This window comes from Antarcticimicrobium sediminis (assembly GCF_004348975.1).
Taxonomy (GTDB): Bacteria; Pseudomonadota; Alphaproteobacteria; order Rhodobacterales; family Rhodobacteraceae; genus Antarcticimicrobium; species Antarcticimicrobium sediminis.
Genome location: NZ_SMFP01000005.1, coordinates 222,917 through 245,715, shown reverse-complemented (window position 1 = coordinate 245,715; position 22,799 = coordinate 222,917). Strand labels below are relative to the sequence as shown.

Annotated in this window: 20 protein-coding genes; 16 read left to right on the top strand and 4 right to left on the bottom strand. The window is 62.5% G+C overall.

Features of this window, described 5'->3' with window-relative positions; genetic code table 11:
- The first annotated feature begins 20 nt into the window (after positions 1 to 20).
- Genes E1B25_RS10145 through E1B25_RS10135 form a run of 3 tightly spaced genes read left to right on the top strand, consistent with a single transcriptional unit; the run spans position 21 to position 2,023 of the window.
- Positions 21 to 434 carry a VOC family protein gene (locus E1B25_RS10145; RefSeq protein WP_132828933.1) on the top strand — a complete coding sequence of 138 codons (414 nt, stop codon included), beginning with the start codon at positions 21 to 23 and terminating at the stop codon, positions 432 to 434.
- A 9-nt stretch (positions 435 to 443) separates the two neighbouring features.
- Positions 444 to 1,067 (top strand): DUF1989 domain-containing protein, encoded by a 624-nt coding sequence (locus E1B25_RS10140; protein WP_132828931.1) that lies wholly within the window; start codon positions 444 to 446, stop codon positions 1,065 to 1,067.
- Positions 1,064 to 2,023, top strand: a complete 960-nt coding sequence (locus tag E1B25_RS10135) for an agmatinase (protein ID WP_132828929.1) — start codon at positions 1,064 to 1,066, stop codon at positions 2,021 to 2,023. The genes E1B25_RS10140 and E1B25_RS10135 overlap by 4 nt, the downstream gene beginning before the upstream one ends.
- A gap of 55 nt (positions 2,024 to 2,078) precedes the next feature.
- On the opposite strand, the gene gyrA is transcribed toward E1B25_RS10135, so the two are convergent.
- Positions 2,079 to 4,871: a DNA gyrase subunit A gene (gene gyrA / locus E1B25_RS10130; RefSeq protein WP_132828927.1), complete on the bottom strand. Its 2,793-nt coding sequence runs from the start codon at positions 4,869 to 4,871 to the stop codon at positions 2,079 to 2,081.
- Positions 4,872 to 5,064: 193 nt separating this feature from the next.
- Between gyrA and E1B25_RS10125 the strand changes: the two genes are divergently transcribed.
- Both E1B25_RS10125 and E1B25_RS10120 read left to right on the top strand, forming a co-directional pair.
- Positions 5,065 to 5,334: an usg protein gene (locus E1B25_RS10125; RefSeq protein ID WP_132828926.1), complete on the top strand. Its 270-nt coding sequence runs from the start codon at positions 5,065 to 5,067 to the stop codon at positions 5,332 to 5,334.
- A gap of 235 nt (positions 5,335 to 5,569) precedes the next feature.
- A complete protein-coding gene (locus E1B25_RS10120) occupies positions 5,570 to 6,631 on the top strand; it encodes a hypothetical protein (RefSeq protein WP_132828924.1) in 1,062 nt (353 codons plus the stop codon).
- A 63-nt stretch (positions 6,632 to 6,694) separates the two neighbouring features.
- Here E1B25_RS10120 and E1B25_RS10115 read toward each other — a convergent pair whose 3' ends face one another.
- Complete coding sequence (locus E1B25_RS10115; protein ID WP_132828922.1) at positions 6,695 to 7,642, bottom strand: radical SAM protein; 948 nt, start codon at positions 7,640 to 7,642, stop codon at positions 6,695 to 6,697.
- Positions 7,643 to 7,808: 166 nt separating this feature from the next.
- Here E1B25_RS10115 and zwf point away from each other — a divergent pair, with 166 nt between their 5' ends.
- The 3 genes from zwf to pgi are packed head-to-tail and all read left to right on the top strand — an operon-like array spanning position 7,809 to position 11,601.
- Positions 7,809 to 9,284, top strand: coding sequence for a glucose-6-phosphate dehydrogenase (gene zwf, locus E1B25_RS10110; RefSeq protein ID WP_132828921.1), 1,476 nt, complete (start codon positions 7,809 to 7,811; stop codon positions 9,282 to 9,284).
- On the top strand, positions 9,281 to 9,952 hold the full coding sequence (gene pgl, locus E1B25_RS10105) for a 6-phosphogluconolactonase (protein WP_132828919.1): 672 nt from the start codon (positions 9,281 to 9,283) through the stop codon (positions 9,950 to 9,952). The genes zwf and pgl overlap by 4 nt, the downstream gene beginning before the upstream one ends.
- Positions 9,953 to 9,993: 41 nt before the next feature.
- Positions 9,994 to 11,601: a glucose-6-phosphate isomerase gene (gene pgi / locus E1B25_RS10100; RefSeq protein ID WP_132828917.1), complete on the top strand. Its 1,608-nt coding sequence runs from the start codon at positions 9,994 to 9,996 to the stop codon at positions 11,599 to 11,601.
- 6 nt (positions 11,602 to 11,607) lie between these two features.
- Here the strand turns inward: pgi and E1B25_RS10095 are convergent, their stop codons facing one another.
- Positions 11,608 to 12,087 (bottom strand): acyl-CoA thioesterase, encoded by a 480-nt coding sequence (locus E1B25_RS10095; RefSeq protein WP_132828915.1) that lies wholly within the window; start codon positions 12,085 to 12,087, stop codon positions 11,608 to 11,610.
- 255 nt (positions 12,088 to 12,342) lie between these two features.
- Between E1B25_RS10095 and E1B25_RS10090 the strand changes: the two genes are divergently transcribed.
- On the top strand, positions 12,343 to 13,971 hold the full coding sequence (locus tag E1B25_RS10090; protein WP_132829008.1) for a long-chain-fatty-acid--CoA ligase: 1,629 nt from the start codon (positions 12,343 to 12,345) through the stop codon (positions 13,969 to 13,971).
- A gap of 110 nt (positions 13,972 to 14,081) precedes the next feature.
- Here the strand turns inward: E1B25_RS10090 and E1B25_RS10085 are convergent, their stop codons facing one another.
- The gene (locus tag E1B25_RS10085) at positions 14,082 to 14,423 is read right to left on the bottom strand and encodes a TfoX/Sxy family protein (RefSeq protein WP_132828914.1); all 342 of its coding nucleotides are present in this window, start codon (positions 14,421 to 14,423) and stop codon (positions 14,082 to 14,084) included.
- Positions 14,424 to 14,679: 256 nt separating this feature from the next.
- On the opposite strand from E1B25_RS10085, the gene E1B25_RS10080 reads away from it, so the two are divergent.
- From E1B25_RS10080 to kynA, 7 genes are all read left to right on the top strand, one after another.
- A complete protein-coding gene (locus E1B25_RS10080) occupies positions 14,680 to 16,986 on the top strand; it encodes a bifunctional salicylyl-CoA 5-hydroxylase/oxidoreductase (protein WP_132828912.1) in 2,307 nt (768 codons plus the stop codon).
- A complete protein-coding gene (locus E1B25_RS10075) occupies positions 16,983 to 17,726 on the top strand; it encodes an SDR family NAD(P)-dependent oxidoreductase (RefSeq protein ID WP_132828910.1) in 744 nt (247 codons plus the stop codon). The genes E1B25_RS10080 and E1B25_RS10075 overlap by 4 nt, the downstream gene beginning before the upstream one ends.
- A complete protein-coding gene (locus E1B25_RS10070) occupies positions 17,723 to 18,205 on the top strand; it encodes a MarR family winged helix-turn-helix transcriptional regulator (RefSeq protein ID WP_132828908.1) in 483 nt (160 codons plus the stop codon). Before E1B25_RS10075 ends, E1B25_RS10070 begins: the two co-directional genes overlap by 4 nt.
- Positions 18,206 to 18,207: 2 nt before the next feature.
- Positions 18,208 to 19,008: an enoyl-CoA hydratase family protein gene (locus tag E1B25_RS10065; protein WP_132828907.1), complete on the top strand. Its 801-nt coding sequence runs from the start codon at positions 18,208 to 18,210 to the stop codon at positions 19,006 to 19,008.
- A gap of 95 nt (positions 19,009 to 19,103) precedes the next feature.
- Positions 19,104 to 20,267: an acyl-CoA dehydrogenase family protein gene (locus tag E1B25_RS10060; RefSeq protein WP_132828905.1), complete on the top strand. Its 1,164-nt coding sequence runs from the start codon at positions 19,104 to 19,106 to the stop codon at positions 20,265 to 20,267.
- A gap of 75 nt (positions 20,268 to 20,342) precedes the next feature.
- Positions 20,343 to 21,962 carry an AMP-binding protein gene (locus E1B25_RS10055; RefSeq protein ID WP_132828904.1) on the top strand — a complete coding sequence of 540 codons (1,620 nt, stop codon included), beginning with the start codon at positions 20,343 to 20,345 and terminating at the stop codon, positions 21,960 to 21,962.
- Positions 21,959 to 22,798: a tryptophan 2,3-dioxygenase gene (gene kynA, locus E1B25_RS10050; protein ID WP_132828902.1), complete on the top strand. Its 840-nt coding sequence runs from the start codon at positions 21,959 to 21,961 to the stop codon at positions 22,796 to 22,798. Before E1B25_RS10055 ends, kynA begins: the two co-directional genes overlap by 4 nt.
- Position 22,799 lies beyond the last annotated feature (1 nt).

The following is a 22,799-nucleotide window of genomic DNA, read 5'->3' as shown; positions in this document are numbered from 1 at the left end:
CCAAAAACATGAGGCAAACCATGACTCCCCTGTTCCATCTCGCGATCCACGTGACCGATCTTGACGCCACCCGTGCCTTTTATGGTGACGTGCTGGGCTGCAAAGAAGGGCGCAGCACCGACACTTGGGTCGATTTCGAGTTCTTCGGTCATCAGCTGTCGCTGCATCTGGGCGAACCGATGAAAACCACCCGGACCGGCAAGGTCGGCGACCACATGGTGATGATGCCGCATATGGGCGCGGTGCTGCCGCTGGATCGCTGGCTGGAACTGGCCGACCGGCTGGAACAGGCAGGGATTGAATTCGACATCCCGCCGGTCATCCGGTTTGAAGGCGAGCCGGGTGAGCAGCGGACCATGTTCTTTTTCGACCCTGCCGGAAACCCGATCGAGATCAAGGGGTTTCGCGATTTCGCCTCGGTCTACGCGAGCTGAGGGGGAGCAATGGGGCAACATATCCTTCTCGCCTCCACCGGGGGGGCCTGGCACATGGCGGCGGGGCAGACGGTGCGCATCGTCAACCCCCACGGCACCCAGGCGGTCGATGCCTGGGCGCTGGCCGCGGACGGCTCCGAGACCGGCGACGGGACGGTTCAATACAGCTCGATGGAGCATACCCGCTCGGTCAATTCCTCGATCTACATCGACACCGGATTGTCGGTCATGGGGATGGATCGCAGGCCGCTCTTTACCATGGTGGAGGACGCGACGCCGGGGCATCACGACACCCAGCTTTGCCCCTGCAACGGGCCGCTTTATGCCGATCTGGGCCAGCCGCCTGCACATCGAAGCTGCGCCGGAAACTTTCACGAGGCGCTGGCGCAGATCGGGCTGGAGATGCCGTTCACGCCGGCGTCGCTCAACCTGTTCATGCGCGTGCGCGTGGGGCCGGAGGGTGAGATCCTGCGCGATCTTCCGGTCGCCGCGCCCGGCGGTCACGTGACGCTCAAGGCCGATCGCGCTATTGTCCTTGTCCTTTCGGCCTGCCCGCAGGACGTCACCCCGATCAACGGGGCGGATTGTACACCGCGCGACATTCACCTTGAATTTTCAAGGGGCCCCCTATGAGCCCCAAACCCGCCGCGCCGAAAGACAGCCTGAACGTGCCGCGGTTCGTCGGTGTGCCGACCTTCATGCGATTGCCGTTAAGCGACAGGGCCGAGGGGCTGGATGCCGCGATCCTTGGTCTGCCGTCGGATTCCGGTGCCCCGTTTCGCACCGGCGCCCGGATGGGACCGAATGCGGTGCGGCAGGCGTCGATCATGCTGCGGCCCTTCAACCCCTATCGCGGCAACATCGACATCTTCGAGGCGCTCAAGATCGCCGATCTCGGGGATGCCCCGGTGGTGCCGGGCTATGAGATGGAAACGCTGGTCTGGCTGGAGGAGGCGGTGGACCGGGTCGTCTCTGCCGGGGCGGTGCCCTGTTGTATCGGGGGCGATCATTCGGTGACACTGGCCGAACTGCGCGCGGTGGCAAAGCGGCACGGGCCGCTGGCGCTGGTGCATTTCGACAGCCACACCGACACTTGGGATACCTATTTCGCCGAGCGTCGCTATTCTGCCGGAACGCCGTTTCTGCGCGCGGTGGAGGAGGGGATCGTCGATCCGGCCCGCTCGATCCAGATCGGGATGCGCGGGTCGCTGTTTCGCGCCAGTGACATCACGCAATCGCTTGATCTTGGCTATGACGTTGTCACGACGGACGAGATTTTTACCATCGGTTTCGCGGCGCTGGCGAACCGTATCGCGATGCGCACCGCCGGGGCGCCGGTCTTTTTGACCTTTGACATGGATTTTGTCGATCCCTCGGCCGCGCCTGCGGTAGAAACACCGGAAGCGGGCGGACCAACCGCGCGCGAAACCCTTGCCCTGTTGCGGGCGATTGGCGGGCTCGACATCAAGGGCTGTGATGTGGTCGAGATCACCCCGACCTATGAGGGGCCGGGTCAGATCACTTCGCTTTTGGGGGCGACCGTCATGGCCGAGATTTTGGCCATGATCGCGCAATACCGGCAGGGCTGAGGAGCGCGAAAGAGTGTGGAGCGTCCGGCACTGCGGCCAGACGCTCCGTTAGGGATCAGGCGTCACTGTTATCGTCCGCGCCGCCGGTATCCTTGGCGCCGTCGTTTTGGTCGCCATCTTCCTTGGTCTCGTCGTCCTCGTCGCCTTGGTCGGCGATCCAGGCAACGCTGACCACTTCCTCGCCCTTGCCGGTGTTAAACACCTTGACCCCACCGGCGCTGCGCGAGCGGAACGAAATCCCCTCGACCGGCACCCGGATCGATTGACCCTTGGAGGTGGCGAGCATGATCTGATCGTCGATCTCGACCGGGAAGGAGGCAACGACAGCACCGCCGCGCATCGCTTTGTCCATCGCGGCAACGCCCATGCCGCCGCGTCCGCGCACCGGATAGTCGTGGCTGGAGCTCAACTTGCCGCTGCCGCCGGTGGTGAGGGTCAGGATCAGGTTTTCGGCCGCCGACATCTCGGCATAGCGTTCCTGACTGATCAGGCCGGGCGCGGCCTCGTCCTCGTCCTCGATTTCGGCATCATCGGCCAGCCCCGCCACAGCGCGGCGCATCTTGAGATAGGCGGCGCGTTCTTCGGCCTCCGCCTCGAAATGGCGGATCACCGACATCGACACGACACGGTCTTCGCCGTTGAGCCGGATGCCGCGTACCCCGGTGGATTTGCGGCCTTTGAACACCCGCACATCCGTGACCGGGAAGCGGATCGCACGACCGGAATCGGTGACCAGCATCACGTCGTCTTCTGGCGAGCAGATGCGCGCGTCCACCATCTCGATGCCCTCGGGCAGGTCCATCGCGATCTTGCCGTTGCGTTTCACATTGGTGAAATCGCTCAGCGCGTTGCGGCGCACATCGCCAGCAGTGGTGGCAAAGACGATTTGCAGATCGTCCCATTCCGCTTCCGGGCGGTCCACCGGCATGATCGCGGCGACCGACACCCCGGTGGGGATTGGCAGGATATTGACGATGGCCTTGCCCTTGGAGGTGCGACCGCCCAGCGGCAGCCGCCATGTCTTGAGCTTGTAGACCATGCCCTCGGTGGTAAAGAACAAAAGCTGGGTATGGGTGTTGGCGACGAACAGGGTGGTGACCACATCCTCGTCCTTGGTCGCCATGCCCGAAAGCCCTTTGCCTCCGCGCTTCTGGGCGCGGAAATCAGCCAGCCGGGTGCGTTTGATATAGCCGACCGAGGTCACGGTCACGACCATGTCCTCGCGCTCGATCAGGTCCTCGTCTTCCATGTCGCCGGACCAGTCGACGATCGCGGTGCGACGCGGCACGGCAAACAGATCCTTGATCTCGCGCAACTCGGTGCTGATGATCTCGAGGATCCGATCCCGCGACCCCAAGATTTCAAGGTATTCCTTGATCTTGGCGGCAAGGGTTTCCAGCTCGTCGGTGACTTCCTTGACGCCCAGTTGGGTCAGGCGCTGCAGCCGCAGATCGAGGATCGCGCGGGCCTGAAGCTCGGACAGGTTATAGGTGCCGTCGTCATTCATCGGATGGGTCGGGTCGTCGATCAGCCGGATATAGCCGGCAATATCGGCGGCGGGCCAGCGCCGCTCCATTAGGCGGACGCGCGCCTCGGCGGCATCGGTTGAGCTGCGGATGGTGGCGACCACCTCGTCCACGTTCGAGACCGCGACGGCCAGACCGCACAGGATATGGCTGCGATCGCGCGCCTTGCGCAGGTCAAAGGCAGTGCGGCGCACCACGACCTCTTCGCGAAATTCAAGGAAAGAGGTCAGGAAGCGGCGCAGGGTCAACTGTTCAGGCCGACCGCCGTTCAACGCCAGCATGTTGCAGCCGAAATAGACCTGCATCGGGGTAAAGCGGAACAGCTGGTTCAGCACCACGTCGGGGGTGGCATCGCGCTTGAGTTCGACCACCACGCGCACGCCGTTGCGGTCGGATTCATCCTGCACATGCGCCACGCCTTCGATCTTCTTGTCGCGGACCTGTTCGGCGATCTTCTCGATCATCGAGGCCTTGTTCACCTGATAGGGAATCTCGTCCACGATGATGGCATAGCGGTCTTTGCGCAGCTCTTCGACCCGGGTCTTGGCCCGGATGATGACGCTGCCGCGCCCTTCCAGATAGGCCTTGCGCGCGCCAGAGCGGCCCAGCATGACGCCGCCGGTGGGAAAGTCGGGGCCGGGAATGTACTCGATCAGCTGCTCGCTGGTCAGGTCCGGCTCTTCGATCAGGGCTAGCGTGGCATCGACCACCTCGCCCAGATTGTGCGGCGGGATGTTGGTTGCCATGCCCACGGCAATACCGCCGGCGCCGTTGACCAGCATGTTCGGGAACCGCGCCGGAAGAACCGTGGGTTCGCGGTCCTTGCCGTCATAGTTGTCTTGGAAATCAACGGTTTCTTTTTCGATGTCGGCCAGCATATAGGCTGCCGGCTTGTCCATCCGCACTTCGGTATAGCGCATGGCGGCGGCGTTATCGCCGTCCATTGAGCCGAAGTTGCCCTGGCCGTCGAGCAGCGGCAAAGACATCGAGAAATCCTGTGCCATCCGCACGAGGGCGTCATAGATCGCGCTGTCGCCGTGCGGGTGGTATTTCCCCATCACGTCGCCAACCGGGCGGGCCGATTTGCGATAGGGCTTGTCGTGGCCGTTGTTGGTTTCATGCATCGCATAAAGGATGCGGCGGTGCACCGGCTTCAACCCGTCGCGCAGATCCGGGATCGCGCGCGAGACGATGACCGACATGGCATAGTCCAGATAGGACGTGCGCATTTCGGACTCGATGGAGACCGACGGCCCGTCATAGACGGGGCGTTCCGGTTGGGTTTCGTCCGTGTTTTCAGGGGGTTCCGGCGTATCACTCAACGGTCATGCCCATTCTTTGTGCGGGGTCTATATTTAGTATAACCACCTTATCAGACCCGATAGATAAGGTGCAATGGGCCATTCCGGATGGTCTTGGCAGCCACCTGTAGCCTCTGATAACACACTGTTTTTGTTGAAAAATAGAAATTTCCGGTGATCATGGTCCTGTGAGAGCAGAAAAGGGGCCGAAAAAATGAAAACATCGGAAACCGAACTGATGCTGAAGGGATATGGGCTGACCACGGCAGAGTTTTTCTATCACATGCCGGACTATACTCATGTGCTGAACAGCTTTGTCTGGCAGGACTATGACCTTGCGCCGGATCACCCGCGATTGTTCGAATTCGTGGAGTTCTGGCAGCGCGAGATCGACGGGCCGCTCCATTCGGTGCGCTTCAATCACCGCAAGATGATTTCGCCGGGAGAGTGGCGCAACGTGGTGGGTGAATTCACGCTGCACTGATGCAATCTGGCGTTCGTATTCGGGGCGTATTCGTGTCCGACCTGTGCGTCCGTCGTCCGTCGCCCGTCTCTGTCGTGTGATTCCGGCGCAGGTCGCATTCTTTAGACGTGAAATTTTAGATAATGCTAAACGCTGGATTGTATTGCGCTTTGCTGCCGCCTAGAGTTTTGGCGGCGTCATCCGGGGCGAGGAGCCTGCCGGAGACATGTCATATTGAATAAAGGGACGGGACACCATGCGCAGTACCTATTTCGGCACCGACCGTGACAACGTGATGTCGGCTGGATCGGAAATCCGCGAAAGCTTCTACGGGCTGGCGGGGAACGACGTCTTTTACTTTTACGGGATCGACGGCGTGGACCCGGACTATGACGTGTCAGATCGGTTCTTCGGCGGCACAGGGCGTGACCGGCTGGAGAATATCACCCTCAATTTCGATGGGCTGGCGGGGCTCGATCAACTCGCCCGGCTGAGCTTTGACGGGGGCAAGGGATATGACACGCTGGCAGTCGCTGTTACGGTCGATATGACGGACTACAGTGCAAAGGCGAGCGATCTTGACCTTACCGGCGTCGCGCCGCTGCTGCGCTCGGTTGAACATCGGGAATTCGATATCGAACTGTCCGCCATTGGCAACACTCCGGAGGATTTGGCCATTATCGGCGGAGACCTGGACGAGACGGTGTTCCTGCATCAGACGGCGTCGATGCGGGTGGACGGGGTGATCCGGGTCAATCTGGGCGGTGGCGACGACCGGTTTGAATATTCCGCTGATATCGGTGTCGACAGCTCGTTGATCGTGGACACCGGCAAGGGCGCTGATGTCGTGCTCATGAACGCCTCCTCAAGCAGCTATCCAAATGATTTCGACGCGGTGATCCGCACCAGAGGCGGGGCAGACACCATCGTCCTGGACGGGATGTATTCGGAAACCGCGAATGCAGGGGCGGGCAACGACACGATCTATGTCCTGTCCGGCAGTTTCGCCGAGGCGCCGGATGTGATCCGTACAGGAAATGGCAACGACAAGGTTTATCTGGAATTGGACAGCTATTCCAAGCTGGCCCGGATCAACGATTTTTCCGCCGAGAAGGATGTCATCATCTTTGATGCCGAGGAGGTCCGCGATACCGAGGTCACCTTTGACAAATCGATCTGGTCCGCCGCCGAGGAGGACAAACTTTATATGGATAATGCGGTGGGCAAACTGTATTTCGGGGACAATGTCTTGGTCAGTTTCGGCGGTGAGACAGCGTTGACGGCTGATAACTTTCTGGTCGATGACTGGGCGTTCTGAGGCCACAAGACAAAGCGCATGGGATCTCAGGGGATCAGCCCGGATTTGACACCGGGCTGATGCTCAGCCAGCGCAGCTTGCCCCGCCCAGCACACAGAACTTGGCGCAATGGGGGTGGTTGAGGAAGACGTCGCGTTCGGCCGCTTCCAGCGTTTCCCCCAACTCGAATTGCGGGTCGTGAGGCAGCAGGGTGCAGGCCTGTACCACCGGCCGTTCGGCGCCGCGCCGTTTCACCACCATGCGGGACGAGGCACACATCACCGATTCAGGCGCGGTGTTCAGCAGGCCCCAGCAGGCGGCGGTGATTTCGGGCACTTCGGCGCTTGCATCCATTTCCGGAAACAGCACGGTCTGGCCGGGATCGGTGGCCTCGATGGCATAGCCGCGCGCCGCATACAGCGCGGCAAACCCGGCGCGGGCCTGATCCTCGGTTTCGCACCAGATGGTGCGGCCCGCGACCGTCATCGTGATCCCCTGGTCGCGCAGCCAGTCCATCCCCGCAAGCGTGCGGGCAAAACCGCCGGCCCCGCGTTCGGCGTCGTGCTGCACCGGTGAATAGTGATCGAGCGAAATCCGCAGGGTCAGGCGGTCGCCATGTGCGGCCTGCAAGCGTTTCAGCCCCTCTTGCACCCGTGGGCGCATCATCGGCTGCATCGCATTGGTGAGGATCAGCACCTCATAGCCGCGCGTCAGGGCGCGATCGGTCATGTCTATCATTTGCGGGTTCATAAACGGCTCGCCGCCGGTGAACCCGATCTCGCGCACCGGCCAGTTGCGGGTCTTGATCTGGTCGAGATAGCCCACAACCTCGTCGGCGGTGATATAGACCAGCGCGTCATTGATCGGGCTGCTGTCGATATAGCAGTTGGCGCAGGTGATGTTGCACAGCGTGCCGGTGTTGAACCAGAGCGTTTCGGGATGGCTTAGCGGCACCGAGGCCCGCGGTTGACCGTCGCGGGTCACTTGGCGGTCGCGGAATTTGCCTTTGTTCGCCGTAATGATGTCTTTCATCCGTGGTCTGTCCTTCGCTGCGGGCGAGGGGGATCTAACCTGAGTTCGAGACCGAAATAAAGTCGCCGGGATTCGGCTGTCAGAGTTGTGATGCGACGCCAGCCCGGGCATAGGATGTGTTACACAGGGCCCGGACTGGGCAAGGCAATGCGGCAGGAGGATCAATATGGCGTCGCTGGTGATACCGGTGGATCCGTTCGACCTGGTGGTGGTGGGCGCGACCGGGGATCTGGGGCGGCGCAAGATCCTGCCGGCGTTGTTCCGGCGGTTCTGTGCCGGACAGATGCCGAAAGGCGCGCGGGTGATCGGCGCGGCGCGCAGCGACATGAGCCAGGATGCGTTCTGCGATCTCGTGGCCGATGCTGTGCGCGAATTCAGCCCGAAACAGGCCGGTGAGCCGGGGATGCTGGATGGATTTCTGGCCTGCGTCGACTATCAGCGGATCGACGCTCGCGGCTCGAAGGGCTGGGAGGCGCTGGCCGCAAAGCTGACGCCGGGGCGGGTGCGGGCATTTTATTTCTCGGTCGGGCCAAGCCTGTTTGGTGATCTGGCGCGTCGGATCCGCGAATTCGGTCTGGTCTCGGATCTGACGCGGATCGTGGTGGAAAAACCCTTTGGTCATGATCTGGCCAGTGCGCGGGCGTTGAATGCCACGCTGGCCGAGCAGTTCGACGAGAGCGAGATTTATCGCATCGACCACTATCTGGGCAAGGAGACTGTGCAGAACCTGATGGCGGTGCGGTTCGGCAATATGCTGTTCGAGCCGCTGTGGAACAGCCAGTATGTGGATCACATCCAGATCACCGTCGCTGAGTCCGTTGGTGTCGGCGGGCGCGGTGACTATTATGATCGCGCCGGCGCGATGCGGGATATGGTGCAAAACCACCTGATGCAGCTTTTGTGCCTGATCGCGATGGAACCACCGGCAAAGTTCGAGCCTGACGCGGTGCGCGATGAAAAGCTCAAGGTGATCCGCGCGCTGGACGCGATGTCGCCGCATCATATCGTGCGTGGCCAGTATGTCGCCGATCCCGCGGTGCCTGCGGGGACTGATGGGCCGCTGGGCTATCGCGACGAGGTGGGCAATCCGCGCAGCACGACCGAAAGCTATATCGCGTTGAAGGCCCATATCAGCAATTGGCGTTGGGCCGGGACACCGTTCTATCTGCGCACCGGCAAGCGGTTGGTGGCACGATCCTCGGTGATCAACGTGATGTTCAAGGATGCGCCGCATTCGATTTTCGGCGCCGATGCGGGGCGTCATGCCAATACCCTGACCATCCGCTTGCAACCCAACGAGGGGATCACGCTGCATGTGACCATCAAAGAGCCGGGGCCGGGCGGCATGCGGTTGGTGGATGTGCCGCTCGACATGAGTTTCGCCGAGGCGCTGGGGCCAGACGGGCGCGATCCCGCCGATGCTTATGAGCGATTGATCATGGATGTGATCCGGGGCAATCAGACCTTGTTCATGCGCGGCGACGAGGTCGAGGAGGCCTGGGCCTGGACCGATCCGGTGATTGCGGGCTGGCAGTCGCGCGGCGATGTGCCTAAACCCTATGTCATCGGCACCACCGGTCCGGTTGATGCGGACCTGCTGATGAAGCGCGACGGGAGAGGATGGCGAGGGATCAATCCATGAACTTAGTGGAGTATCCGGACCGGGAAATGCTGGCCATGGATCTGGCCAACCGACTGGCGGGAGAGCTGGAATCGCATCTTTTGCGCCATGACAGCGCCTCTTTCGCGGTGCCGGGGGGGACGACGCCGGGGGCGGTGTTCGACACGCTCTGCGCTGCCGATCTGGATTGGGAAAGGGTGCATGTTTTCCCCACCGATGAACGCTGTGTCCCGGCCGATCATTCCCGCTCCAACGCGCGGCTGATCCGCGAGAGGTTGATCACCCATCGGGCCGCGCGCGCCCGGTTCCTGCCGCTGTGGGCGCCTGATGACGGCGCCGATGAGGGGCTGGTCGGGATCGAGGCGAGGCTGACCCGGGAACTGCCGATTTCGGTTCTGTTGCTGGGCATGGGCAGCGACATGCACGTGGCCTCGCTGTTTCCCGGCGCCGAGGGGCTGGCGGCGGCATTGGCGCCGGATGCGCCGGTGCTGGCCAGGCTGCGCCCCGATGGCGTTCCGGAGCCGCGGATCTCGCTGAGCGCGCGGGTGCTGGACGGGGCGCTGTCGAAACATCTGGTGATTTATGGCGAGGAGAAACGCGCGGCGCTGGATCGCGCGACCTCCCTTTCCCCGCAGGACGCCCCGGTGCAGGCGATCCTGAAGGGCACCACGATACATTGGGCAGAATAACCGATGAGCGATTCAGAGTAAGATTTGAGGTATAGCGATTTATGTGGCAGGAATTGAAAGCCCTGCACGACCGGACGCAGGGGCGGCGGATCGTCGGGCAGTTTAAAGAAGATCCGGAGCGTGCGGCACGGTTCAGCGCCCAAACAGACGCGCTGCGGCTGGATTATTCCAAGACCTTGATTGACGCGTCGATCCGCGCGGCGCTGATTGCGCTGTGTGACCGCGTGGATCTGGCCGGGCGGCGCGCGGCGATGTTTGGCGGCGCGCTGGTCAATGAAACCGAGCATCGCGCGGCCTTGCATACGGCGCTGCGCAATCTTGACGGCGGGCCGGTGCTGGTCGAGGGGCAGGATGTGATGCCGCAGGTGCGCAGCGGTCTGGCGCGCATGCAGGATTTTTCCCGCGCGCTGCGCGACGGGACGCTGTCCGGCTCTGGCGGGGCGATTACCGATGTCATCAGCATCGGGATCGGCGGCTCGGATCTGGGGCCGGCGATGGCGACGCTGGCGCTGGCGCCCTATCATGACGGACCACGGCTGCATTATGTCTCCAACGTGGATGGGGCGCATCTTGCTGACACGCTGAAGGGGCTCGATCCGAAAACCACTTGGGTCAATGTGTCGTCCAAGACCTTTACCACGGTCGAGACGATGACCAATGCGCACAGCGCGCGCGACTGGATGCAACGCGGGGGCGGCGATCCGGCGCGGCAGTTTTCTGCGATCTCTTGCGCGGGTGCCTTGGCCGGGGCCTTTGGTATCCCGCCCGAGCGGGTGTTCGGGTTCGCGGACTGGGTCGGTGGGCGGTATTCGATCTGGGGCCCGATCGGGTTGCCCTTGATGATCGCCGTCGGGCCGGACACCTTTGTCGAGTTTTTGCGCGGCGGGCAGGCGATGGACGCCCATTTCCGCACGGCCGCCTGGGGCGAAAACCTGCCGGTGCTGATGGCGCTGACCGGGCTTTGGCACAGCCGTGTCTGCGGCTTTCCGACCCGCGCGGTGCTGCCCTATGACCAACGTCTCGCGCGTCTGCCGGCCTATCTTCAGCAGTTGGAGATGGAATCAAACGGCAAGTCGGTGGCGATGGATGGCAGCGCGCTGGAGGGGCGCAGCGGGCCGATTGTCTGGGGCGAGCCGGGGACCAACGGGCAGCATGCCTTCTTCCAACTGCTGCATCAGGGCACCGATGTGGTGCCCTGTGAATTCCTGATTGCGGCGCGGGGGCATGAACCAGAAATGGCGCATCACCACCGGCTGTTGATGGCCAATTGTCTGGCTCAGTCCAAGGCGCTGATGCTGGGCCGCTCGCTGGATCAGGCCCGCGCGATGATGGAAGCACAGGGGATGCAGGGCGCCGAGCTGGAGCGTCAGGCGCGGCATCGGGTGTTCGAGGGCAATCGCCCCTCGGTCACGTTGAGCTATCCGCAGCTTACCCCGTTTGTGCTGGGCCAGCTCATTGCGCTTTACGAACACCGGGTGTTCGTCGAGGGGGTGATCCTGGGGATCAATTCCTTCGATCAGTTCGGGGTCGAACTGGGCAAGGAGGTGGCGACCTGGCTGACGCCGATACTGGCAGGAGATGAGACTGGCGAGGGGTTGGATGGCTCAACCCTGGCGCTGGTCGATCACTTGCGCCAGCATGGCGGCTAGCCTAGCCTAGGCGTCACGGCGTGCGCCCTCTTCGGCGATGAAATGGGCGCACAGATCTTCGGGCAAAGGATAGCGCGCGCCGGAGCCGTCCGGGCGCAGCATGACCATCACGGCCTGCATCGTGGCGCGCAGATCGCCGGACCAGATCTGTTGCTCCAGCGTGAGAGAGCTGGTGCGGAAGGTCACGACGCCAGCTGTGGCGATATAGGGCTCCTCCGCGAGCATTTCCTTGTGATAGCGGATGCTGGCGCTGTGCAGGGCGACGCGGGGCGCGGGGCCGGGGGCATAGTGCGGAACGATCACCTGGTTCAGGTGCACGATCCGCACCCTCTCGAACCAGTCGATATAGGCCTTGTTGTTGACGTGGTTCTGGGTGTCGAGTTCGGAAAACCGCACCCGGTCGGCCATGGCCATCGGTTGCGATGCGGCGAGACCCTGGGCGAGTTGCTCCGCGGGCGTGAGCGGGGTGAGATAGCGTAAATCCATGTCCGCTGTGCTACGTGCGTAAAGACGTCTCGGCAAGATTATTGTGCCCGGCGGTTTGCTGGGTGACGGAAAGTTATTTCCCGGTCGGGTTTTACGGAACGTAAGATATTGCCAGCCCCTTTGCGGTTTGGCAGGAACGGCGTGGGAGGAAGATGGGCGTCAGACGTGATCGGACCGGATCGCGCGGCGTTCAGGCTTCTCGAAAATTTAATGTTCGGGCCGCTGTCGCCCGAGGGCAACACCGAGGAGTGCGCCATGCTTGGCCAGATGATGACCAAACCCTTGCTGATTTCGTCCCTGATCGATCACGCCGTGCGGTATCACGCCGACACGCCGATCATTTCGGTGAATACGACCGGCGGCGGTGCCGAGGAGACGAGTTGGGGCGCGGTGGGGCACAACGCGCGCCTGCTGGGCTCGGCCTTGACCAAGCTGGGGCTGGAGCCACAAGCGCGGTGCGGTACCATCGCCTGGAACAACCGGCGCCATCTGGAGATCTATTACGGGGCGTCAGGGGGCGGTTTCGTCTGTCACACGATCAACCCCCGGCTGTTCCCGGAGCAGCTTGTCTATATCGTCGATCACGCCGACGACAAGGTGTTGTTCGTCGATGCCACCTTCCTGCCGCTGGTGGCAAAGCTGCGCGATCAAATGCCCAAGCTTGAGCATGTGATCGTGATGGGGCCGCATGAGGACAAACTGTCCGAGCAGCTTCCGGGGGTGATGTTCTACGATGATTTTATTCAGACCGGAGATGCGGATTACCAATGGCCCGAGTTTGACGAGAATACCGCCTCGAGCCTGTGCTATACCTCGGGAACCACGGGGCATCCCAAGGGCGTTCTGTACTCCCACCGCTCGACCGTGCTGCACGCTTTTGCGTCGAATACGCTTGACGTGATCGGCTATTCGGCGCGCGATATCGTGATGCCGGTGGTTCCGATGTTCCACGTCAACGCTTGGGGCGCGCCCTATGGCTGCGCGATGTCCGGGGCGGCGATGGTGATGCCGGGACCGGATCTGTCTGGTGAAGCGCTGGTCAAGCTGATCGATGGCCACGGTGTGACGCTGGCAATGGGGGTGCCGACGATCTGGCTGGGGCTGTTGACCTATGCGCGCCAGGCGGGGTCGAAACTGGATAGCCTGGCCCGAACCGTGATCGGCGGTTCGGCCTGTCCGCCCTCGATGATCGCGGAATTCCGCGATACCTATGGCGTGGAGACGGTGCATGCTTGGGGCATGAGCGAGATGAGCCCGCTGGGCACCTCGAACCAGCCGCTGGCCAAGCACAAGGCGCTGACCGAAGAGGCGCAGCACAAGCTGCGCGAAAACCAGGGTCGGCCGCCGTTTGGTGTCGAGCTGAAGATCGTCGACGATCATGGCAACACCCTGCCCAATGACGGCGAGGCACAGGGCGATCTGCTGGTGCGCGGGCATTGGGTGCTGGACAGCTATTTCCGTATGGATGATCAGAACATTCTGCAGGACGGCTGGTTCGCCACCGGCGATGTCGCCACGCTGGACGAGGATGGCTATATGACCATCCGCGACCGGTCCAAGGACATCATCAAGTCGGGCGGCGAATGGATCAGCTCGGTCGAGCTGGAAAACATCGCCATGGGCCATCCCAAGTTGGCCAATGCGGCGGTGATCGGCGTGCCACACCCGAAATGGGACGAGCGCCCGATTCTGATCGCCGTGCCGGCCGAGGATGAGACCCCGACCGAAGAAGAACTGCGCGCCTACTACGAGGACAAGATCGCCAGCTGGCAGATCCCCGACCGGGTGGTGTTCACCGATGCGCTGCCGCTCAACGCGACGGGCAAGGTTCTCAAGCGCACGCTGCGCGACCTTTATGGCCATGTGCTGGAGGGCGCGAAGTAAGCTCTCGCGCGGAGTTGAATAGGCGTCAAAAGTCGTCGAAAAGAGAAAGGGTGGTCCGGGTGTCCGGGCCGCCTTTTTTTGTGTTTCGGTTTCTGTCGCGACCCGCTGGGTCAGCGCCGCCTTTCGATCACCCCGATGGCGTCGAGCGCGGCCTCAAGCGCGCTGCGGGCGGGATCTGCGCCGCCCTTGCTCGCAGACCGGATCGCGTCAAAACGACGGCGCAGCGCCGCCTTTTCGTCGCCCTGGCAATCATTCCAGGGGCGGCCCTGCAGCCCCATGACAAGCGCATAGTATCCGATGAAGTGGGGCCGGGTGCCCGCTGCCAGCAGCCGCGCATAGGCCGCATCGGCCCCAAGCGCGCGCAATGCGTCAGCCGTGTGGATCCCGGCGCGCGCAAAGCTTTGCTCGGACGCGGGGCCAAGATTGCGGATGGTTGAAATCGGATCGGACATATCCCGGTCTTATCCCGACCTACGGCGCTTTGCCAATCGCGTCTGCAATATCTGCTGCTGCGCCCCGCTAGCGGATTCAGGGGCGTGGCACCGGCGTGCGCCTTTTAGGCAGGTCTGAAATGGTCTGTTTGAAAGTTCAATCAGTGATGTTTGATGTATATAATGTTTAAGCTTGAAGGAAATTTCGACTCACGCTAGCCTCTCCTCAACGGTCGGGTGTTCGGCCATTGGAAAACAGCCATAGGAGAATGACCTCATGCGTATTGCGTGTTTGGGTGGGGGGCCGGCAGGGCTCTATTTCGCGATTTCGATGAAGCTGCGCGACCCGAGCCATGAGGTCGTGTTGTTCGAGCGCAACCGCGCCAATGATACGTTCGGCTGGGGCGTGGTTCTGTCCGATGATGCGCTGGAAAACCTGCGCGTGAATGATCCGGTCAGCGCCGAATCCATCCGCGATCATTTCGCCTATTGGGATGATGTCGCGGTGGTGCATGATGGCGTGCGCAATGTGTCGGGCGGACATGGGTTCGCCGGGATCGGTCGCAAACAGATGCTGGTCCTGTTGCAGGATCGGGCCCGCGAGTTGGGCGTCGATCTACGGTTCGAGACCGAGTTCGACACTGCCGAATCCCTTCGGCACGATTATGATCTGGTGGTGGCCTGTGATGGGCTGAATTCCCGCGTGCGCACCGAATACGCCGAGTATTTCAAACCCGATATCGACACCCGCAAATGCAAGTTCATCTGGTTGGGCACACATCAGCGGTTTGATGATGCCTTTACCTTTATCTTTGAAAAGACCCAGCACGGCTGGATCTGGGCGCATGCCTATCAATTCGATGACAAGACCGCGACCTTCATCGTCGAATGTTCGCAGCAGACCTGGGAAAATTTCGGCTTTGAGGATATGAGCAAGGAAGAGATCGTCGAGACCTGCCGCAAGGTGTTCGAGGATCATCTGGGCGGACACAAGCTGATGTCGAACGCCGACCATCTGCGCGGCTCGGCGGTCTGGATCAACTTCCCCCGGGTATTGTGCGAAAAATGGTATCACGAGAATGTCGTGTTGCTGGGCGATGCCTCGGCCACGGCGCATTTCTCGATCGGGTCGGGCTCTCGTCTGGCGTTTGACAGTGCCATTGCCCTAGCCAACTACGTGCATACGGAACCCACGCTTGAGGCCGCTTTTGAGCGCTATCAGGAAGAGCGGCGGGTCGAGGTTCTGCGGCTGCAATCGGCAGCGCGCAATTCGCTGGAGTGGTTCGAGGAGGTCGAGCGCTATCTCGATCTGGACCCGGTTCAGTTCAACTATTCCCTGTTGACCCGGTCGCAGCGGATTTCCCATGAAAACCTGCGTCTGCGCGATCCCAAATGGCTGGAATCGGCCGAGAAATGGTTTCAGGTTCACGCCGGTGTCCCCGAGGACGCGCCGGTGCGTGCGCCGATGTTCGCGCCGTTCAAACTGCGCGAGATGGACCTGATCGACCGCATCGTTGTCTCGCCCATGGCGCAGTACAAGGCGGTGGATGGCTGCCCGACCGACTGGCATTTCGGCCATTATTCCGAACGTGCCAAGGGCGGCGCGGCGCTGGTCTATACCGAGATGACCTGTATCAGCCCGGAGGGGCGGATCACGCCCGGATGCCCCGGCCTTTATGCGCCCGAGCATGAGGCGGCGTGGAAACGTCTGACCGATTTCGTACACGCGGAAACGCTGGCCAAGATGTGCTGCCAGATCGGACATGCGGGCCGCAAGGCATCGACCTGTGTGCCTTGGGATGGCGGCATCGACGCGCCGCTGCCGCAGGGCAACTGGGATCTTATCGCGCCCTCGCCGTTGCCCTATAAACCCGCCAGCCAAACCCCGCGTGAAATGACCCGCGCCGATATGGACATGGTGCGCGATCAGTTCGTCGCGGCGGCTGAAATGGCCGAGCGGGCCGGGTTCGACATGATCGAATTTCACGCCGCCCACGGCTATCTGATCGGCTCCTTCCTGTCGCCGGCAACCAACAAACGCAGCGACGAATACGGCGGCAGCCTTGAAAACCGGCTGCGCTTTCCGCTCGAAGTGTTCAAGGCGATGCGGGCGGTCTGGCCGCAGGCCAAGCCGATGTCGGTGCGGATCTCGGCCCATGACTGGGTCGGGGAGGAGGGCAACCTGCCCGAAGATGCGGTGGAGATCGCCAAGGCGTTTGACGCGGCGGGCGTGGATATCATCGACGTCTCTGCCGGGCAGACCATGTCGGACGAACAACCGGTCTATGGCCGTATGTTCCAGGTGCCGTTCTCGGATCGCATCCGCAACGAGACCGGGATCAAGACCATGGCCGTGGGCAATATCTATGAGGCCGACCACGTCAACTCGATCCTGATGGCGGGCCGGGCGGATCTGGTCTGTCTGGCGCGGGCGCATCTGGCTGATCCCTATTGGACGCTGCATGCGGGCGCGCAACTGGGCGATCGCCATGCGGTCTGGCCCGATGCCTATCGCGCCGGTCGCGATATGATCTGGCGTCTGGCCGAACGTGAGCGCGAAGCAGAAGCGGCGATGAAGGTATGAGCCTCGCGGGCAAACATGCCGTTGTCACCGGTGGCGGCACCGGGGTGGGGGCGGATGTCGCCCGCACCCTGGCCGAGGCCGGGGCGCAGGTCACGATCATGGGCCGCTCCGAGGCACCGCTCAAGGCGCAGGGGCTGCCCTATCAGCTGTGTGATGTGACGGATGCGGCCTCTGTTCAGGCCGCCTTCGCCGCCGCGCGCGCGCAACATGGGCCGATCTCGATCATGGTGGCCAACGCGGGCGCCGCCGACAGCGTGCCCTTTGCCAAGATGACGCCAGAGCATCTGAATTCGATGTTGGCGGTCAATCTGGTCGGGGTGTCGAATTGCTGGCAGGCGGCGCTGCCGGACATGAAGGCGGCGGGCTGGGGCCGGATGATCGCCGTGGCCTCGACCGCAGCACAGAAAGGCTACCCTTACGTGGCGGCCTATTGCGCGGCCAAGCACGGGGTTCTGGGCCTGACGCGGGCGCTGTCGGTGGAATTGGCCGCGACCGGGATCACGGTCAACGCCCTGTGCCCCGGATTCATCGAAACGCCGCTGTTGGAGCGTTCGATCGACAATATCGTCGAAACCACTGGCATGAGCGCGGAGCAGGCGGCAAAATCTCTGAAATCGGGCAACCCGCAAAAGCGGTTCATCCAGACCGATGAAGTGGCCGGTGCCGCGCTGTGGCTGTGTTCTGACGCGGCGCGCTCGGTCAATGGCCATGCGCTCAGCATTTCGGGGGGGGAGACATGACACCGCAATCGCACTCCGTTGCCTCCGGGGGGCAAGAGCCGCTGTCCAAGATGAGGTTGCGGCTGTGGCTCAAGCTGCTCAAGGCCTCCAACCAGATCGAAGACCAGATCCGGCGCCGCCTGCGCGAGGACTATCAATCGACGCTGCCGCGTTTTGACGTGATGTCGGCGCTGGCGCGCAGCCCGGACGGGCTGAAAATGTCGCAGATCTCGGGCATGCTGCGAGTGTCGAACGGCAATGTCACCGGCATTGTCGACCGGCTGGCCGAAGAGGGGCTGGCGTTGCGCGTTGCGGTGCCGGGGGACCGGCGTGCATCGCTGGTGCGGCTGACGCCCAAGGGCGAAACCGCCTTTGCCGAGCAGGCGGTGGCGCATGAACACTGGATCAACGATATGCTGGATCGGCTCAACGGCGACGATGTCGAGGGCATGATCCGCCGGCTTGATTATTTGAACGACACACTTGAGGAGAAAGACTGACCATGCGCAGCGACGTGCAGCATTTCAAATGCGAGATCAAAGACGGCATCGCGACCATCGCGCTGGACCGGCCCGAGCGGAAAAACCCGTTGACCTTCGACAGCTATGCCGAATTGCGCGACTGGTTCCGTGACCTGCACTATGATGACGAGGTCAAGGCGGTGGTGTTCACCTCGAACGGCGGCAATTTCAGCTCGGGCGGGGATGTGCATGACATCATCGGGCCGCTGACCAAGATGACGATGAAACAACTTTTGACCTTTACCCGGATGACCGGGGACTTGGTCAAGTCGATGCAAAACTGCGGCAAGCCGATTATCGCCGCCGTGGACGGCATCTGTGCCGGGGCCGGGGCGATCATCGCGATGGCGTCCGATCTGCGGGTGGCAACGCCCGAGGCGAAGGTGGCATTCCTGTTCAACCGGGTCGGGCTGGCGGGCTGTGACATGGGCGCCTGCGCGATCCTGCCGCGCCTGATCGGTCAGGGCCGGGCTGCCGAACTGTTGTATCTGGGCCGCGCGATGAGCGCAGAGGAGGGCCACGCCTGGGGCTTTTTCAACAGCGTCGTTTCGGCGGATGAACTGGACGCGACGGCGCAGAAGATGGCCGCGCGCATCGCGTCGGGACCGAATTTCGCCAATATGATGACCAAGACCATGCTGGCGCAGGAATGGTCGATGGGGCTGGATCAAGCGATCGAAGCCGAGGCGCAGGCGCAGGCGATCTGTATGCAGGGGCAGGATTTCCACCGCGCCTATCATGCCTTTGTCGCCAAGGAAAAACCCGTCTTTGAGGGCGATTGAGCCAGCGCCCGGTCCGGCAAGGGCCGGGCCTGTCGTCGGGGGCGGGTGCCTCCGGCGGGAGTATTTTGACCAAGAAGAAGCAGGAGAGATCCCGAATGTCTGACCGCAGTTTTCTGAGCTGGCCGTTTTTCGAACCGCGCCATGCCGCGCTGTCCGAGGCGCTGGAGACTTGGGCGGGCACGCATCTCGCCGCCATCGATCACGGCGATACCGATGCTGCCTGCCGCGCGCTGGTCACCGGGCTGGGCGAGGCCGGGTTCCTGACCCATTCCGCCGTTGATCCGGCGACCGGCACCGGGCTGGACGTGCGCAGCCTGTGCCTGATCCGCGAGACGCTGGCGCGCCATGACGGGTTGGCTGATTTTGCCTTTGCGATGCAGGGGTTGGGGACCGGGGCGATTTCGCTGTTCGGGACCCCGGAGCAGCGCGCCGAGTGGCTGACACAGACGCGGGCCGGCAAGGCGATTTCCGCCTTTGCGCTGACCGAGCCGGCCTCGGGCTCGGACGTTGCCAATTCGACCATGACCGCCACGCGGGACGGGGATTTCTATGTTCTGAACGGCGAGAAGACCTGGATTTCGAACGGCGGCATCGCGGATGTCTATACCGTATTTGCCCGCACCGGCGAGGCGCCCGGCGCCAAGGGGTTGTCGGCCTTTATCGTGCCGGCGGACACGCCGGGGCTGGAGATCGCCGAGCGGCTGGAGGTGATCGCACCGCACCCGCTGGCGACGCTGCGCTTCACCGAGTGTCGCATTCCGGCCTCGGCTTTGCTGGGGGCGCCCGGTGCCGGGTTCAAGATCGCCATGTCGGTGCTGGATGTGTTCCGCTCGACCGTTGCGGCCGCCGCGCTGGGGTTTGCCCGCCGGGCGCTGGACGAGGCGCTGGCGCGGGTCAGCAGCCGCAAGGTGCAAGGCGCGCCGCTGTTCGAGTTGCAGATGGTGCAGGGGCATATCGCCGATATGGCGCTGGATGTGGATGCCGCCGCGCTGCTGGTATACCGCGCCGCATGGACCAAGGATAGCGGCGCGCCACGGGTCACGCGAGAGGCGGCGATGGCCAAGCTGTTCGCCACCGATCATGCGCAACTGGTGATCGACAAGGCGGTGCAGCTTCACGGCGGCGACGGGGTGCGCTCGGGCGAGACGGTGGAGCGGCTTTATCGCGACATCCGCGCCCTGCGCATTTACGAGGGCGCCTCGGATGTGCAGCGTGTGGTGATCGCGCGCCAGGCGCTTGGGGCGTTTCAGCAAGGCTAAGACAGGAAAAACAGGTCCGGGAGAACGCCGCGCCAGACGGCGGATCCCGGTTCCATTCAGGAGAGGGAAGACCCAATGCTCAGACCATCTGCCCATACCGACACGTTCAGCCGCGACAACCTGCCGGCGCCAGAGACCTGGCCTGACCTGTTGCTTGATGGCTTTGACTATCCCGACCGGCTGAACGCTGCGGTGGAGATGACGGACGCCATGGTCGCGAAAGGCTTTGGCGATCATATCGCGCTGATCGGCAACGGGCGGCGGCGCACCTATAAGGAGCTCAGCGACTGGACCAACCGTCTGGCGCATGTGCTGGTCGATGATTTCGGCGTCAAGCCCGGCAACCGGGTGATGATCCGCTCCGCCAACAACCCGGCGATGGTGGCCTGCTGGCTGGCGGCAACCAAGGCCGGGGCGGTGGTGATCAATACCATGCCGATGCTGCGCGCGGGCGAGTTGGCGAAATACGTCGACAAGGCGCAGATCACCCATGCGCTGTGCGATACCCGCCTGATGGAAGAGATGATCACCTGCGCCAAGGGCAGCGACGTGCTGGAAACCGTGGTGGGGTTCGATGGCACCTCGAACCACGACGCGGAACTGGATCGGCTGGCGTTGCAAAAACCGGTAAAGTTCGACGCGGTAGAAACATCGCAGGACGATGTGGCGCTGATCGGATTTACCTCGGGTTCCACCGGCGAGCCCAAGGGGACGATGCATTTTCACCGCGATCTGCTGATCATCGCCGACGGCTATGCCAAAGAGGTGCTGAACGTCACGCCAGAGGATATCTTCATCGGCTCGCCGCCGCTGGCCTTTACCTTTGGGCTTGGCGGGCTCGCGATCTTTCCGCTGCGGTTCGGGGCGGCGGCGACCTTGTTGGAAAACGCCTCGCCCCCCAACATGATCGAGATCATCGAAAAATATAAGGCGACCGTCTGTTTCACCGCGCCGACCGCCTATCGCGCGATGTTGGTGGCGATGGATGCGGGGGCCGATCTGTCGTCGCTGCGCGCTGCGGTCTCGGCCGGTGAAACCTTGCCTGCGCCGGTCTATGACGCTTGGATCAAACAGACCGGCAAGCCGATGCTGGACGGGATCGGTGCGACCGAGATGCTGCATATTTTTGTTACCAACCGGTTTGATGACCACAAGCCCGCCTGCACCGGCCGACCGGTGAGCGGCTATGAGGCAAAGGTCATCGGGCCGGACGGGGCCGAGGTGGCGCGCGGTGAGGTTGGGCGGCTTGCGGTGCGTGGTCCGACCGGCTGTCGCTATCTTTACGGCGAGCGGCAGGCTGAATATGTCCAGAACGGTTGGAACGTCACCGGGGATGCCTTTGTTCAGGACGAGGACGGCTATTTTCACTTTGCCGCGCGCAATGACGACATCATCCTGTCGTCGGGCTATAACATCGCGGGGCCCGAGGTCGAGGCGGCGCTGCTGGCGCATGAGGCGGTGCTGGAATGCGCGGTGATCGGCGCCCCCGACGAGGCGCGCGGCCAGATCGTGCAGGCGCATGTGGTTCTTGGCGCGGGCCATCTGCCGGGCGATTTGATGGTCAAGGTGCTGCAGGATCACGTCAAGGCGGTGATCGCGCCCTTTAAGTACCCGCGCTCGGTTGTCTTCGCCAAGGAATTGCCCAAGACCGAGTCCGGCAAGATTCAACGCTTCAGACTGAAGGAAACAGAATGACCGGCTCTGCCTATAACCCCGGTACCGAGGGCGCCAAGATGAGCTTTGCCGATGCCATGTCCTATGGCGATTATCTTGGGCTCGACACCTTGCTGGAGCAGCAGCGCCCGCTGAGCACCGCGCATGATGAGATGCTGTTCATCATCCAGCACCAGACCAGCGAGCTGTGGATGAAGCTGGCCATTCACGAAATGGCGGCGGCGCGCGTGGCGATGAACGCGGGACGGATGCCGCAGGCGTTCAAGATGCTGGCGCGGGTGTCGCGCATTTTTGAGCAGCTCAACAACGCCTGGGATGTGCTGCGCACGATGACACCGGCGGACTATACCCAGTTCCGCGATGCGCTTGGGCCGTCGTCGGGGTTCCAATCCTATCAGTACCGGATGATCGAATACATTCTGGGCAACCGGAATCCCAATATGCTCAAACCCCATGAGCATGTGCCCGAGGTGCATCAGTTGCTGGCGGATGAACTGGCCCGGCCCAGCTTTTACGACGAGGTGATCCGGCTTTTGTTCACCACCATCGACGGGCCCGACGCCAAAGTTCCCGCACCGCAGTTGGACCAGCCGCACAAGGCCGTGCCAGAGGTGCAGGCGAAATGGAAACAGGTTTATGAGAACGTCGAGCAATGGTGGACGCTCTATGAGCTGGCTGAAAAGCTGATGGATCTGGAGGACTACTTCCGCCGCTGGCGCTTTAACCATGTCACCACGGTGGAACGGGTGATCGGGTTCAAACGCGGCACCGGCGGCACCTCGGGGGTGCAATATCTGCGCCGGATGCTGGATGTGGAGCTGTTTCCCGAACTGTGGCATTTGCGCGGAGAACTGTAGA

What these genes read in the sequence shown, in the direction of transcription:
- E1B25_RS10145 (WP_132828933.1), top strand. Translation starts at nt 21, where the DNA reads ATGACTCCCCTGTTCCATCTCGCGATCCACGTGACCGATCTTGACGCC.
- E1B25_RS10140 (WP_132828931.1), top strand. Translation starts at nt 444, where the DNA reads ATGGGGCAACATATCCTTCTCGCCTCCACCGGGGGGGCCTGGCACATG.
- E1B25_RS10135 (WP_132828929.1), top strand. Translation starts at nt 1,064, where the DNA reads ATGAGCCCCAAACCCGCCGCGCCGAAAGACAGCCTGAACGTGCCGCGG.
- E1B25_RS10125 (WP_132828926.1), top strand. Translation starts at nt 5,065, where the DNA reads ATGAAAACATCGGAAACCGAACTGATGCTGAAGGGATATGGGCTGACC.
- E1B25_RS10120 (WP_132828924.1), top strand. Translation starts at nt 5,570, where the DNA reads ATGCGCAGTACCTATTTCGGCACCGACCGTGACAACGTGATGTCGGCT.
- E1B25_RS10115 (WP_132828922.1), bottom strand. Translation starts at nt 7,642, where the DNA reads ATGAAAGACATCATTACGGCGAACAAAGGCAAATTCCGCGACCGCCAA.
- zwf (WP_132828921.1), top strand. Translation starts at nt 7,809, where the DNA reads ATGGCGTCGCTGGTGATACCGGTGGATCCGTTCGACCTGGTGGTGGTG.
- pgl (WP_132828919.1), top strand. Translation starts at nt 9,281, where the DNA reads ATGAACTTAGTGGAGTATCCGGACCGGGAAATGCTGGCCATGGATCTG.
- pgi (WP_132828917.1), top strand. Translation starts at nt 9,994, where the DNA reads ATGTGGCAGGAATTGAAAGCCCTGCACGACCGGACGCAGGGGCGGCGG.
- E1B25_RS10095 (WP_132828915.1), bottom strand. Translation starts at nt 12,087, where the DNA reads ATGGATTTACGCTATCTCACCCCGCTCACGCCCGCGGAGCAACTCGCC.
- E1B25_RS10090 (WP_132829008.1), top strand. Translation starts at nt 12,343, where the DNA reads ATGCTTGGCCAGATGATGACCAAACCCTTGCTGATTTCGTCCCTGATC.
- E1B25_RS10085 (WP_132828914.1), bottom strand. Translation starts at nt 14,423, where the DNA reads ATGTCCGATCCGATTTCAACCATCCGCAATCTTGGCCCCGCGTCCGAG.
- E1B25_RS10080 (WP_132828912.1), top strand. Translation starts at nt 14,680, where the DNA reads ATGCGTATTGCGTGTTTGGGTGGGGGGCCGGCAGGGCTCTATTTCGCG.
- E1B25_RS10075 (WP_132828910.1), top strand. Translation starts at nt 16,983, where the DNA reads ATGAGCCTCGCGGGCAAACATGCCGTTGTCACCGGTGGCGGCACCGGG.
- E1B25_RS10070 (WP_132828908.1), top strand. Translation starts at nt 17,723, where the DNA reads ATGACACCGCAATCGCACTCCGTTGCCTCCGGGGGGCAAGAGCCGCTG.
- E1B25_RS10065 (WP_132828907.1), top strand. Translation starts at nt 18,208, where the DNA reads ATGCGCAGCGACGTGCAGCATTTCAAATGCGAGATCAAAGACGGCATC.
- E1B25_RS10060 (WP_132828905.1), top strand. Translation starts at nt 19,104, where the DNA reads ATGTCTGACCGCAGTTTTCTGAGCTGGCCGTTTTTCGAACCGCGCCAT.
- E1B25_RS10055 (WP_132828904.1), top strand. Translation starts at nt 20,343, where the DNA reads ATGCTCAGACCATCTGCCCATACCGACACGTTCAGCCGCGACAACCTG.
- kynA (WP_132828902.1), top strand. Translation starts at nt 21,959, where the DNA reads ATGACCGGCTCTGCCTATAACCCCGGTACCGAGGGCGCCAAGATGAGC.